This is a genomic window from Caulobacter sp. GW822-FHT07D08, from assembly GCF_058798735.1.
In genome coordinates, this window is record NZ_JBXAKU010000003.1 from 166,464 (window position 1) to 180,172 (window position 13,709).

At 67.7% G+C, this 13,709-nt stretch carries 12 protein-coding genes; 11 read left to right on the forward strand and 1 reads right to left on the reverse strand.

The genetic code is table 11. The features are described from left to right. Positions 1–8 precede the first annotated feature (8 nt). The 5 genes from AC1RJ9_RS07380 to trmB all read left to right on the forward strand — a co-directional run bounded on the left by AC1RJ9_RS07380 (position 9) and on the right by trmB (position 5,074). Entirely contained in the window at positions 9–914 is a 906-nt protein-coding gene (locus AC1RJ9_RS07380; protein ID WP_492838871.1) for a hemolysin family protein, read from the forward strand. After that, the gene (gene lnt, locus AC1RJ9_RS07385) at positions 911–2,491 is read left to right on the forward strand and encodes an apolipoprotein N-acyltransferase (protein WP_492838870.1); all 1,581 of its coding nucleotides are present in this window, start codon (positions 911–913) and stop codon (positions 2,489–2,491) included. The genes AC1RJ9_RS07380 and lnt overlap by 4 nt, the downstream gene beginning before the upstream one ends. 40 nt (positions 2,492–2,531) lie before the next feature. Continuing rightward, entirely contained in the window at positions 2,532–2,966 is a 435-nt protein-coding gene (locus tag AC1RJ9_RS07390; protein WP_492838868.1) for a helix-turn-helix domain-containing protein, read from the forward strand. Between the two features lie 113 nt (positions 2,967–3,079). Then, positions 3,080–4,303 (forward strand): methionine adenosyltransferase, encoded by a 1,224-nt coding sequence (metK, locus tag AC1RJ9_RS07395; RefSeq protein ID WP_492838866.1) that lies wholly within the window; start codon positions 3,080–3,082, stop codon positions 4,301–4,303. A gap of 90 nt (positions 4,304–4,393) precedes the next feature. Then, on the forward strand, positions 4,394–5,074 hold the full coding sequence (gene trmB, locus AC1RJ9_RS07400; RefSeq protein WP_492838864.1) for a tRNA (guanosine(46)-N7)-methyltransferase TrmB: 681 nt from the start codon (positions 4,394–4,396) through the stop codon (positions 5,072–5,074). A 47-nt stretch (positions 5,075–5,121) separates the two neighbouring features. Here trmB and ppa read toward each other — a convergent pair whose 3' ends face one another. Next, positions 5,122–5,655, reverse strand: coding sequence for an inorganic diphosphatase (gene ppa, locus AC1RJ9_RS07405; protein ID WP_013077233.1), 534 nt, complete (start codon positions 5,653–5,655; stop codon positions 5,122–5,124). Positions 5,656–6,012: 357 nt separating this feature from the next. Here ppa and rimP point away from each other — a divergent pair, with 357 nt between their 5' ends. From rimP to AC1RJ9_RS07435, 6 genes are all read left to right on the forward strand, one after another. Next, a complete protein-coding gene (gene rimP / locus AC1RJ9_RS07410) occupies positions 6,013–6,588 on the forward strand; it encodes a ribosome maturation factor RimP (protein WP_492838862.1) in 576 nt (191 codons plus the stop codon). A gap of 2 nt (positions 6,589–6,590) precedes the next feature. Then, positions 6,591–8,279, forward strand: a complete 1,689-nt coding sequence (nusA, locus tag AC1RJ9_RS07415) for a transcription termination factor NusA (protein ID WP_492838860.1) — start codon at positions 6,591–6,593, stop codon at positions 8,277–8,279. 98 nt (positions 8,280–8,377) lie between these two features. Beyond that, positions 8,378–9,025, forward strand: coding sequence for an RNA-binding protein (locus tag AC1RJ9_RS07420; RefSeq protein ID WP_492838858.1), 648 nt, complete (start codon positions 8,378–8,380; stop codon positions 9,023–9,025). Positions 9,026–9,320: 295 nt separating this feature from the next. Next, a complete protein-coding gene (infB, locus tag AC1RJ9_RS07425; protein WP_492838856.1) occupies positions 9,321–12,410 on the forward strand; it encodes a translation initiation factor IF-2 in 3,090 nt (1,029 codons plus the stop codon). Between the two features lie 130 nt (positions 12,411–12,540). Then, entirely contained in the window at positions 12,541–13,056 is a 516-nt protein-coding gene (locus tag AC1RJ9_RS07430) for a DUF2939 domain-containing protein (RefSeq protein WP_492838854.1), read from the forward strand. Further along, entirely contained in the window at positions 13,053–13,619 is a 567-nt protein-coding gene (locus AC1RJ9_RS07435) for a hypothetical protein (protein ID WP_492838853.1), read from the forward strand. Before AC1RJ9_RS07430 ends, AC1RJ9_RS07435 begins: the two co-directional genes overlap by 4 nt. Positions 13,620–13,709 lie beyond the last annotated feature (90 nt).

Here is a 13,709-nt window from a genome sequence, read left to right on the forward strand (position 1 = left end):
CAGGGGCCATGCCCAGCGACGAGCCTAGTCAACAGCCCGCCGGTCCGGCTCGCAGAAGCCGGGGCGTGCGGGCGTTTCTTCGGCGTATGCGCCGGCAACTGACCGGCGGCGAGCCCTCGCGGCCGCCCGAACCCCCAGCCGCGACCGGCGCCGTCGACATCGTCGACCAGGCCGAGGCCTTCCAGACCTTGCGGGTCGCCGACGTCATGACCCCGCGCGCCGACATCGTCTCGGTCGAGCTCTCGACCCCATTCGAAATGGTGGTGGCGCAGTTCGCCGAGGCCGAGCACTCGCGGATGCCGATCTATCGCGAGACCCTCGACGATCCCGTCGGCGTCGTCCACGTCAAGGACATCTTCCGCCTGCTCTCCGACGAGGCCAAACGGCCGGCGGCGGGCGATCTGGTGCTGAACAAGCTGCGCCGTGACGCGTTGTACGTGCCCGCTTCGATGAAGGCCGCCGACCTCCTGCTCCGCATGCGCACCAGCCGTATCCACATGGCCCTGGTCATCGACGAGTTCGGCGGCACCGACGGCCTGGTCTCGATGGAAGACCTGATCGAGGCGGTGGTCGGCGAGATCGACGACGAGCACGATGACGCGGCCGCCGTCGCGATCGTGGCGCGGCCGGGCGGGGTTTTCGACGCCGACGCCCGCGCGCCGCTGGAAGAACTGGAGGCCGCCCTCGGCCGCGAGCTGGCCCCCTCGGACATGGAAGAGGACATCGACACGGTCGCCGGCCTGGTCGTGGCCCTGGCCGGCCGTGTGCCGCAGCGGGGCGAGGTCATCGCCCATCCGGACGGCTACGAGTTCGAGGTGGTCGAGGCCGATCCGCGCCGGGTGCGCCGGGTGCGTGTGCGCGGCGGTTCGTCACCGCAGGCAGCGCCGGTCGCCGAGGATGTTTCCGCTTCGTGACCGCCTGGCAGGACTTCCGAGCGAAGGCCTGGAGCGGCCCGGTTCTGGCGCTGCTCGCGGGTCTGGCCGCCGCTCTGGCCCACCCGCCGTTCGGCTTGCTGCCGGGATTGCTGGGTTACGCCGCGCTGCTCTTCCTGCTGGACGACGCCAATCCGGCCAAGCCGCTGCGTTCGGCCTTCTGGCGCGGTTGGCTGGCCGGGGTGGGGTATTTCGGCCTGAGCACCTGGTGGATCGCCGAGGCCTTCATGGTCGACGCCGCCAACCAGGGCTGGATGGCCCCGTTCGCCGTGGCGGCCATGGCCTCGGGCCTGGCGCTGTTCTGGGGCCTCGCGGCGCTGCTCTACCGCTGGGTTCGGCCGGCCAGCGCCTGGCGAGTCCTGACCTTCGCCGGGGCCTTCGCGGCGCTGGAATGGGCGCGCGGCCACGTCCTGACCGGCTTTCCCTGGAACCTCCCGGGCGAGACCTGGCGCGCGGGCTCCTGGCCGTCCCAGGCCGCCGCCCTGGTCGGCGCCTACGGCCTGACCTGGATCACGCTGGCCATCGCCGCCGCTCCCGCCGCGTGGCGCGAGGGCAAGGCCGGGAAGGTCGCGCTGGGCGCGGCGGGCGCCGGCCTCGTCGCGCTCTACGCCTACGGCGCGGTGGCGCAGTCGCGACCGCTGGCCGAGGGGCCGTCGACGACCGTGCGGATCGTCCAGGCCGACATTCAGCAGGACGCCAAGTGGGACGCCGACCGCTTCTCGCGGATCGTACAGTCCTATGTCTCGCTGACCGCGGCGCCGTACAAGGACAGGCCCGCGGACATCGTGATCTGGCCCGAGGGCGCCTTGCCGGCGGCGACCAACGATTATCTCGCGCCGGGGACATGGGTCCGCCAGGCGATTGTCGACAGTCTCCAGCCTGGGCAGCTGCTGCTGATCGGCGGTTATCGTTACGAAGGGCCGATTCAGGCGCCAGTCTATTATAATAGCCTGATCGCCCTGCGTCGCACGGCCACGGATCTCGCGGTGGTCGGGATCTATGACAAGCATCGGCTGGTGCCGTTCGGCGAATACCTGCCGGCGGAGAAGTTCCTCACCCTCATCGGCTTCAAGAGCCTGACGCATCTGGGCGACAGCTTCGCCACGGGCCCGCGCCCGGCCCCCCTTCGCATCGCGCCCGACCTGCTGGTCCAGCCGCTGATCTGCTACGAGAGCCTGTTTCCCGGCTTGGCTAAAAGCGATCCGAACGTCCGCGCCCTGATCAATGTGTCGAACGACGCCTGGTTCGGCGTGACGTCCGGACCTTTGCAACACCTCAATCTCGCGAGCTATCGCGCCATCGAGAGCGCCAAGCCGATCCTGCGCGCCACGCCGACCGGCGTTAGCGCTATCATCGACGCGCGTGGTAGAATCATCACTGGGGCCCGCCTCGACCTAGGCAAAAGCGGCGTCATCGACGCGTCAATACCGGGGATGGGTGACGTTACACCCTTCGACAACTTCGGGGATCTCGCGTTTCTCGCGCTTCTACTGACATCTGCGGTTGCGTCAGTTCGCCCGCGGGCAGGTAAATCCTTTTCCTCTATTGCGCGCTTGTAAGACTTAGGCTGAATTAAAACCGCAATTTCAGCTATCAAGCGTGGGTATGAGCGACCTGCCGCACACCGAGCGCCACCCCAACCCCATCGACCTGCACGTCGGGGCGCGTATCCGCATGCGCCGGAAGATTCTGGGCGTCAGCCAGGAGCGACTGGCCGAGCATCTGGGTCTGACCTTCCAGCAGATCCAGAAGTACGAGCGCGGCGCCAACCGGGTCAGCGCCAGCAAGCTCTATGAAATCGCCAAGAGCCTGCAGTCGTCGGTGGCCTATTTCTTCGAGGGCCTGGCCGATACCGCCAGCGAGGGCGTGGCCGAGGGCGGCGAGGTGTTCGTCCACGATTTCCTGATGACGCCCGAGGGCCTGGAACTGGCCAGCCTGTTCCCTCGGATCACCAAGCCGAAGGTGCGCCGGCGGATCCTGGAGCTGGTTCGCTCGATGGCCGAGGAAGAGGAACCCGGCGACGACGAGGCGTAAGTCTCTCAGGCGCCGCTTGATCGCATAAACATATCTTTATATGGTTCCGGTCTAACTGACGCCGTACCGGGCGCCTGTCCGCCTGCGCGGAATTTCATGACCGGAGCTGTCTCTTGAGCCGTTCGTCCTACATCTTCACCAGCGAGAGCGTCTCTGAAGGTCACCCCGACAAGGTCGCCGACCGTATCAGCGACACCGTCGTCGACGCCTTCCTGACCGTCGATCCGGAGGCGCGCGTCGCCTGCGAGACCCTGGTGACGACCAACCGTATCGTCCTGGCCGGCGAGGTCCGCGCCGGCAAGCCGGATGGCGACAAGAAGGCCAACAAGCAGTTGACCAAGGACATCCTCGCCTCGCTCGAGCCCAAGGTTCGCGCGGCGATCAAGGACATCGGCTACGAGCAGAAGGGCTTCCACTGGCAGAAGGCGAAGTACTCGAACTTCCTGCACGGCCAGTCGGCGCACATCGCCCAGGGCGTGGACGCCACCGAGAAGAAGGACGAGGGCGCCGGCGACCAGGGCATCATGTTCGGCTACGCCAGCACCGAGACCCCGGAACTGATGCCGGCCACCCTGCAGTACAGCCACAATGTGCTGAAGCGCCTGGCCGAGCTGCGTCACAGCGGCGAGCTCTCGGCGCTGGAGCCGGACGCCAAAAGCCAGGTGACCCTGGAATATGACGGCAATGGCCGTCCCGTGCGCGTCGTCTCGATCGTCGTGAGCCACCAGCACAAGAAGAAGATCGACGGCAAGGCCGCGACTTCCAAGCGCGTGCTGGACCTGATCAAGCCGCACATCCTGCCGGTCTTCCCGGACGGCCTGATCACCAAGAAGACCCAGTGGCTGGTCAACCCGACCGGTCGCTTCGAGATCGGCGGCCCGGACGGCGACGCCGGCGTCACCGGCCGCAAGATCATCGTCGACACCTACGGCGGCGCGGCTCCGCATGGCGGCGGCGCGTTCTCGGGCAAGGATCCGACCAAGGTCGACCGCTCGGCGGCCTATGCCTGCCGTTACCTGGCCAAGAACGTCGTGGCCTCGGGCCTGGCCGACCGCTGCACCATCCAGATCGCCTATGCGATCGGCGTGGCCCAGCCCGTCTCGTTCCACGTCGACCTGCACGGCACCGGCAAGGTGGATCCGGCGGTGCTGGAAAAGGTTCTGCCGCAGCTGATCGGCGGCGCTACCCCGCGCTCCATCCGCGAGCACCTGCAGCTGAACCGCCCGATCTACGCCCGCACCGCCGCCTACGGCCACTTCGGCCGCACGCCGGACAACGAAGGCGGCTTCTCGTGGGAGAAGACCGACCTCGTGGGCGAACTGAAGGGCCTGGCGTAAGCCTCACCTTCGACCCCTCGCGAAACGGGCTCCGATCCATCTGGGTCGGAGCCCGTTTTCATTTCGCTTTCAAAGCTCTAAGACGCCGCCATGACTTCCGCTCCCATTCCTCACGGACCGCTGCGCTCGTTCGGTCGTATCAAGGCGCGCCCGGTGAAGCCGCGCCAGCAGGCTCTGCTCGACACACTGCTGCCCGAGATCGCCGTGCCGCAGGGCCCGTTCCAGCCCCTGGACCTGATGCCCGACGCCAAGGCCGTGTGGCTGGAGATCGGCTTCGGCGGCGGCGAACACATGGCCGCCCAGGCCGGCCGCGTTCCCGAAACCCTGGTCATCGGCGCCGAACCGTTCGTCAACGGCGTGGCCAGCGCCGTACGCCATGTGGAAGAGCAGGCGCTGAAGAACGTGCGCATCCATGAGGGCGACGCTCGCGACGTGGTCGACTGGCTGCCCGACGCCTGCCTCGATCGCGTGTTCATCATGTTCCCCGACCCCTGGCACAAGGCGCGCCACAACAAGCGTCGCCTGATCCAGCCGGAGTTCGTGGCCAAGCTGGCGCGCGTCATGAAGCCGGGCGCGGCCCTGCGCTTCGCCACCGACTGGGCCGACTACGGCGAGTGGACCACCGAGCGGGTCCTGGCTGATCCGAACTTCCGCTTCGCCGACCCGGACGCCGACCGCAACGCGATCCCGGCCGACCACGTGACCACGCGCTACGAAGAAAAGAAGCTGGGCGATTGCGCCCCGGTGTTCCTGGATTTCGTCAGGGCATAGGCGCTGACCTTCCCTCCCCACGAGGGGGAGGGGCGTCATCGTCTGGCCTAGTACGTTTCGTTGTAGCGCTTGATCGCCGTGCGGATGATGTCGGCGGTCTCCTCGATGTCCGCCCAGCCGCTGATCTTGGTCGACTTGCCCTTTTCCAGATCCTTGTAGTGCTGGAAGAAGTGGGCGATCTGCTCGGTCAGGATGGTCGGCAGGTCGCGCCAGCTGGACACGCCGGTATAGAACGGGTGCAGCTTGTCGACCGGCACGGCCAGGATCTTTTCGTCCGAACCGGCTTCGTCGACCATCATCAGGGTGCCGATCGGGCGGCAGCGGATGATCGCGCCCGGCACCACCGGGGTCGGGCCCACGACCATGATGTCGGCCGGGTCGCCGTCGTCGGCCAGGGTGTGCGGGATGAAGCCGTAGTTGGCCGGATAGAACATCGCGGTGTGCAGGAAGCGGTCGACCATCAGGGCGCCGCTTTCCTTGTCGATCTCATACTTCACCGGCTCGCCGCCCTGCGGGATCTCGATGATGGCGTTGAGGTCGTAAGGCGGGTTGGCCCCGGTGGGGATCTTGGAGAGGTCCATTGTGACTCTTCGTCTTATGAGGTCCGCGGGGAGGCGGCCTGCGCGGGCTGGCTTATAGAGCGTGATAGCCAAAAGTGTGAGCGGTTTTGGCGGCCATCACGCTCTACTTTTTTCAAAACGAGCCTGTTTATCCATTTTGGATGCAGGCATCCAAAAAGGACAGGCTCTTCCTAAAATTGCTGCGGCGCGGAAGGGGCGTACGCCGATGGAGTCGACAAGGTTTTTCAATTCGCCTATAAAGCGTCCTACATCGTCCGTTAGCGCTAGATGGCGCTTTCGAGCGGCGGCCGAAAGGCTGCCGCTTTTTGTTTGGCTGAACGGGAGTTTTCCCGCCAGCCGTATCGAGTTGAGAAGAACGTGCGCGGCAAGACGCAGGAAGACCGTGATCTGATCGACATGCTCGATCCCGTGGCCGAAACCCTTGGCTACGAGATTGTCCGGCTGCGCCTGATGGGCGGCGCCGAGCAGCGTCGCCTGCAGATCATGGCTGAACATCCGCTGCAGGAAGACGGCAGCGGCGGCGACATGAACGTCGAGGGCTGCGCGAAGCTGTCGCGCGGGATCTCCGAAATCCTCGACGCCGCCGACCCGATCGCCGGCGAATATACGCTGGAGGTCTCCAGCCCCGGCATCGACCGGCCGCTGACCCGCCTGAAGGATTTCGCCGACTATGCCGGCCTCGAGGCCCGCATCGAACTCGACCGCGTGGCCGAGGGCCGCAAGCGCTTCAAGGGCGAGCTGGCCGGGATCGAAGACGACCAGGTCGGCCTGAACATCGAGGGCGAGGACGACGTCACCGTCTACTTCCCCTTCGCCTGGATCATCGACGCCAAGCTCGTCATGACCGACACCCTGATGGAGCGGGGCGCGAAGCAGCGCGCCGCCCGCATTCAATCCGACAACGACGACCTGTCCGAAAGTGAAGAGGACTGACCATGGCCATCGGCATCTCCGCCAACCGGCTCGAACTCCTGCAGATCGCCGACGCGGTCGCGCGTGAAAAGAGCATCGAGAAGGAAGTCGTCATCGAGGCCATCGAGGACGCCCTGCAGAAGGCCGCCCGCGCCCGCTACGGCGCCGAGCACGACATCCGCGTCAAGATCGACCCGCGCACGGGCGAAATGACGCAGAAGCGCGTGATCGAGGTGGTGCCCGACGACGCCGAGCTGGAAGGCGAGATCGGCAAGATGCAGCTTTCGATCGCCAAGCGCACCTGGCGCGACGCGGAGGTCGGCAAGATCTACGAAGAAGTTCTGCCGCCGTTCGAGATCGGCCGCGTCCAGACCCAGATGGCCCGCCAGGTCGTCATGCATAAGGTCCGCGAAGCCGAGCGCGAGCGTCAGCACGAAGAGTACAAGGATCGCGTCGGCGAGATCGTCAACGGCAGCGTCAAGCGCGTCGAATACGGCAATGTCATCGTCGACCTGGGCCGCGGCGAAGGCATCATGCGCCGCGACCAGTCGATCCCGCGCGAGAACTTCAACGTCGGCGACCGCATCCGCGCCTACATCTACGACGTCCGCCGCGAGACCAAGGGCCCGCAGATCATGCTGAGCCGCGCCCACGGCGGCTTCATGGCCAAGCTGTTCGCCCAGGAAGTGCCGGAAGTCTACGACGGCGTCATCGAGATCCGCGCCGTGGCCCGCGACCCGGGGTCGCGCGCCAAGATGGCCGTCATTTCCAACGACAGCTCGATCGACCCCGTCGGCGCCTGCGTCGGCATGCGCGGCTCGCGCGTGCAGGCGGTCGTGGCCGAGCTGCAGGGCGAGAAGATCGACATCATCCAGTGGTCGGAAGACGAGGCCACCTTCATCGTCAACGCCCTGGCCCCGGCCGAGGTCTCCAAGGTCGTCATGGACGAGGAAGACGAGCGCGTCGAAGTCGTGGTGCCGGACGAGCAGCTGTCGCTGGCCATCGGCCGCCGCGGCCAGAACGTCCGCCTGGCCTCGCAACTGACCGGCTGGCAGATCGACATCATGACCGAGAGCCAGGAGAGCGAGCGCCGTCAGCGCGAGTTCGCCGAGCGCACGACCCTGTTCCAGGAAGCCCTGGACGTCGACGAGGTCATCGCCCAGCTGCTGGTCACCGAAGGCTTCGCCGCGGTGGAAGACGTGGCGTTCGTCGAACCGCACGAGATCGCCTCGATCGAGGGCTTCGACGAGGAGACCGCCGAGGAACTGCAGGCCCGCGCTCGCGAATTCCTCGACAAGGAAGCCGCCGCCCTGGACGCCAAGCGTCTGGAGCTGGGCGTGCAGGACGAACTCCTGGCCGTCGAGGGCGTGACCCTGGCCATGGCCGTGGCCCTGGGCGAAGGCGACGTGAAGACGGTGGAAGACCTCGCGGGTCTGGTGCCGGACGACATGCGCGGCTGGTTCGAGACCAAGAACGGCGAGCGCGTGCGCGAGCCGGGCATCCTGGAAAGCTTCAACCTGTCGCCGGAAGACGCCGAGGCCCTGATCATGCGCGCCCGCGTCGCCATGGGTTGGGTCGAAGCGCCGCCGGAACCGGAATACGAAGCGGAAGCCGAGTATGAGGCCGAAACCGAAGCCGAAGCTGACGGCGAAGGCGAAGCCGTCGCCGAGGCCCCCGCGACCGAAGAAGCCGCCTCCGAAGAAGAGGCCTAAGCCCTTCGGAGCGTGAAACGACGGCCTCGCGGAGCGATCCGCGGGGCCGTTCGCCATTCCGGAGCGCGGCGTTCGCCTCGCTCCAAGCAAAAGACAAGATGACCGAGACCGACCCCAAAACCCACGCCGAGGCCAATCGTCTGCGCAAGGACATCGTCCTGGGCGAGGCGACGGACGAAGCGCGCCTGGTCCGCTTCGTGGCGGGGCCGGACGGGACGGTCACGCCGGACGTGGCGCGCAAGCTGCCGGGCCGAGGTATCTGGGTCGGCGCCGACCGGGACTCGATCGCCACGGCGGCCAAGAAGGGCCTGTTCTCGCGCGCGGCCAAGACCAAGCTGACGGTTCCGGCGGATCTCGCCGACCAGGTCGAGGCCTTGCTGGTTCGCCGGCTGCTGGACAGCCTGGGTCTTGCGCGCAAGGCTGGAAGCATTATCTCGGGATACGAAAAGGTGGTCGCCGCCCTGGGAACGGGCAAGGTGGCCTGGCTGATCGAGGCGTCCGACGCGGCCGCCGATGGTCGCCGCAAGATACTTAACGCCGCCCGAAAGGCCCCCACGCCGCCTCGTTTGCTGGGCGCCTTCAATTCGGATGAATTGAGTTTGGCCTTGGGCGGGGAGAATGTGATACACACCGCACTCCTCGCCGGGCGCGGCGCCGAACGTTGGACATTGGATGTCGAGCGTTTGTCAGGTTTCCGCCCGCTTTTGCCTCCCGAATGGTCGGCGAACGGACGTGAGGACGGCTAGCGGCCTTCCCGCCCTCGGCGGATGAGAAGGCTGCTGGACTAAGAGGGCGGGCCTGTTCGCCCTGGTCGGTCAGCCGGCCGGGACAGGCTCTAGGGCTTTTGCATCCCACTGGATCCGCTTCAGTGCGATGGAAAAGCTCTAGAATCTTAGACGTTGGGCGCGGCTATTCGGGTCGCGTTCGTGAGTGAAGGGTCGGGAAACGCGCTTGCCTCGGCAGGTACGTCCAGGCCCCTTTCTCACATGGAAAATGCGGTTTTTTAGCCAGGTACCGCCTGGCGGAAGTACAAGCGAGCGCATGAGCGACGAGAACGAAAACGGCCGACCCGGCGGACGAGCCCCCATCACCCTGAAGCCCCGCCAGGGCTCGGTGAGCGCCGGGGTCGTGAAGCAAAGCTTCAGCCACGGCCGGACCAAGACGGTGGTGGTCGAAACCAAGCGCACGCGTCCGCACGCGTCCGCGACGGGCAATCTCGCCGCGCCGTCTTCGGCTGAGCGTCGCCATGACGCGCCGCCGCCGCGCCAGCAGTCGTCGCAAGGCGGCGGCCACGCCCCGTCGGGCGGCGGTTCGGCCGGTGGTCTCTCGCAGGAAGAACTGCGCGCTCGCCAGCGCGTCGTCGACGCCGCGCGCGAAAACCAAGCGCGTCAGGCGGCCGACCAGGCCGCCGCCGAGGCGCGCGCCCGCGCCGCCCAGGAAGCCGCTCAGCGCGAAGCCGCCGCCAAGGCCGCGGCCGAACGCGCCGCCGCCGCGCCGCCGGTTCAAGCGCCCGCCGCTCAAGCACCGGCTCCGGCGCCGGCTCCAGTCGCGCCCGCCGCACCGGTGACGCCGCCACCGGCCGCGCCGGTTCAGCGTCCCGTGGCCCAGGCTCCGGCGGCGCCGCGCGCCGAGGCTCCGCGCCAGGACGCGCCCCGTCATGAAGGTCCGCGTCACGACGGGCCTCGCCCGGCGGCTCCCGCTGGCCAGACCCGCACCTACGAGCCTAGCCGCGAGCGCCGCGACGATCGTCCGAGCACGACGACCTATCGTCCGGCCCCGCAAGGCGACCGTCCGTTCAACCAGCGCGCGCCGCGCCCCGACGCCGGCGCCAACTTTGGTCAACGCGCCCCGCGTCCGGAAGGCGACCGCCCGCGCGGTCCGCGTCCCGACGGCGATCGTCCGCAGGGCGACCGCGGCGGCTATCGTGGCGACCGCCCGCAGGGTGATCGTCCGCAAGGCGACCGCCCGCAGCAGACCGTCCGCTATTCGGCCCTGGCCCCGCGCCCGGCGCCCGGCGCCCGCACGGGTCCCGGCGGCCCGCCGCGCGGTCCTCGTCCGGGCGTGCCGGCTCAGGCTCCGGCCACGCCGGAAATCCAACGCGCCATGCGTTCGGCCCCGCGTCCCGGCGGCGAAGTCAGCCGCCGTCCGGACGACGACGATGATCGCCGCAAGGCCGCCAACGCGCCCAACAAGGCCGTCTCGCGCGTCAAGGGCGCTCCGCAGCGCCGCGAAGGCCGTCTGACCATCCAGGCCGTGGCCGGTGATGGGGATTCCGCCGACCGCATGCGCTCGCTGGCCTCGGTTCGCCGGGCCCGCGAACGTGAAAAGGAAAAGCGTCGCGGCGGCGTCGCCGAACAGACCCGCGTCGCGCGTGAAGTCGTCATTCCCGACGTCATCACCGTGCAGGAGCTGTCCAACCGGATGGCCGTGCGCGGCGTCGAGATCATCAAGTTCCTGATGCGTCAGGGCGTGATGCTGAAGATCAACGACGTCATCGACAACGACACCGCCGAGCTGGTGGCGACCGAATTCGGTCACACCGTGCGCCGCGTGTCGGAAGCCGACGTCGAAGAAGGCTTCATCGGCGCCGAGGACATCGACGATCACCTGGAACCGCGCCCCCCGGTCGTCACGATCATGGGTCACGTCGACCACGGCAAGACGTCGCTTCTGGACGCCCTGCGCTCCACGGACGTGGCGGCCGGCGAACACGGCGGCATCACTCAGCACATCGGCGCCTATCAGGTTCGCCTGAAGGACGGCCAGCGCGTGACGTTCCTCGACACGCCCGGCCACGCCGCCTTCTCGGCGATGCGCGCCCGTGGCGCCAACATCACCGACATCGTCGTGCTGGTGGTGGCGGGTGACGACGGCGTGATGCCTCAGACGATCGAGGCGATCAAACACGCCAAGGCCGCCAACGTGCCGATCATCGTCGCCGTCAACAAGATGGACAAGCCGGGCTCGGATCCGACCCGCGTGGTCAATGAGCTGCTGCAGCACGAGATCGTCGTCGAAAGCCTGGGTGGCGACACCCAGATCATCGAGGTCTCGGCCAAGGCGCGCACGGGTCTCGACGAGCTGCTCGACGCCATCCTGCTGCAGGCCGAAGTGCTGGACCTGAAGGCCAACCCCGACCGCACCGCCGACGGCGTGGTGATCGAGGCCAAGCTGGACAAGGGTCGCGGCGCGGTTTCGACCGTGCTGGTCAATCGCGGGACGCTGAAGCGCGGCGACATCGTCGTCGCCGGCGCCCAGTTCGGCCGGGTTCGCGCCCTGCTGAACGAGCGCAACGAGCAGCTGACCGAAGCCGGTCCGGCCACCCCGGTCGAGATCCTGGGCCTGGACGGCGTCCCCTCGCCCGGCGAAGCCTTCGCCGTGGTCGAGAACGAAGCCCGCGCCCGTGAACTGACCGAGTACCGCATCCGCCAGAAGCGCGAGAAGTCGATGGCCCCCGTGGGCGCCGGCGCCTCGATGGCCGACATGATGGCCAAGCTGCAGGACAAGAAGCTGAAGGAACTGCCGCTGGTCATCAAGGCCGACGTGCAGGGTTCGGCCGAAGCGATCATCGGTTCGCTGGACAAGATGTCGACCGACGAGGTCCGTGCGCGGATCATCCTGTCGGGCGCCGGCGCGATCAGCGAAAGCGACGTCATGCTGGCCAAGGGCGCCGGCGCGCCGGTCATCGGCTTCAACGTCCGGGCCTCGGCCCAGGCGCGGGCCCTGGCCGAACGCGAAGGGGTCGAGATCCGCTACTACGCGATCATCTACGACCTGCTGGACGACATCAAAGGCGTGCTCTCGGGCATGCTGGCCCCGATCCAGCGCGAAACCTTCCTCGGCAACGCCGAGGTCCTGCAGGCCTTCGACATCTCGAAGATCGGCAAGGTCGCCGGCTGTCGGGTCACCGAGGGCGTGGTCCGCAAGGGCGCCAAGGTCCGGATCATCCGCAACGACATCGTCGTTCTGGAACTGGGCACCCTGGCGACGCTCAAGCGCTTCAAGGACGAGGTCAACGAGGTCCCGTCCGGTCAGGAGTGCGGCATGCTGTTCGCCGGCTTCCAGGACATCAAGGTCGGCGACACCATCGAGTGCTTCACCGTCGAAGAGATCAAGCGCCAGCTCGACTAGGGCTGATCGCGAGATCGAAAATTCGAAGGGCGCGGATCGCGAGGTCCGCGCCTTTTGTCTTTGTCCGGGTATTGCTTGGGGACTCGAAGCGAGACTGGAAATCGCCCCAATCCGGCGCTACCCCTTTCGCATGCGTATCAAGGCCCTCCTCGCTCTCACCGCCGTCGCCGCATCGCTCGCGGCCTGCGCGACCGTGAATCGTCTCGACGCCGGCGGTGACGTGCACGACCTGCTGGTCGCCATCCGCGACAACGACCGGGCGACGTTCGAGGCGCATGTCGATCGCCGGGCGCTGAAGGCCCAGATCGAGACGCGGCTGATGGAAGAGGCGCGTCAGCGCGGCGGGCAGAGCAGCGGGGTCATGGCCCTGGCCGCCCTGGCGGCGGGCCCGTTGGCCGACGCGGCCGGCGAGGCGCTGATCCGGCCGGAAACCTTCCACGCGGCCGCCAACTACTATGGCTACACGCCTGATCGGCCGATCCCGGGCCGGGTGGCGATCGCCGGCGCGCTACGCCCCGTCGGCGACGGCCGGGTCTGCGCGGCCAAGAAGGACGGCCCCTGCCTGCTGACCTTCACTCAAGAGGGGGCGACCTGGCGCCTGACGAGCTTCGACGCCGAGGCCGCGAACCTGCATCTGAAACGATGAAGCCAGTCGTCTGGGGGGGCGTCGCCCTAGCCTTGCTGTCGGCCTCCGCCGCCCGGGCCGAGACCCGGCTGTTCTCGTACGACCCGATCTCGGCCGACGCCAAGCGACTGACCGGCGCTGGCGTGACCATCCTGTTCAACCAGGGCTTCATGGGCGCCAGCCGGCCGATCAAGGTGCTGGCCACCGGCGTGCCGGCCGAGGCGCGGCTGAAGGACGGCCGCCAGAAGGATCTGGGTCCAGGCGGCCTCTCGGGCATGGAGGGCGTCGACGCCGACGCCTCGCTCTACGAGGTCGACGCCACGGCGGCCCAAGGCAAGATCTATGTCCGCGCCTTCTGCCCCGGCTCGACGCGGCTGTGGCTGTCGTTCAGCACCATCGCCCTGCGCCGCGACCTGCGGATCCAGGCGTTCGGCGACGATCCGAAGGCGGAGGGGAAGGCGCGGCTCTGTGGCACGCTGGACTTCTCGTATCGCGGCGAGTGGCGCCTGCCGCGCGGCCGCGACGGACCGGACCCGATGTCGGACTGGACCGACAATCCCCAGCATCCCGACACAACCAACTAGGCGATCGTTCAAGAATTTAGCCGCCGCATGTCGCAACAACAGGGGCTGGTGCGTCTTTAGGATGAGGCCGGCGATTTCCCGGCGGGAGAC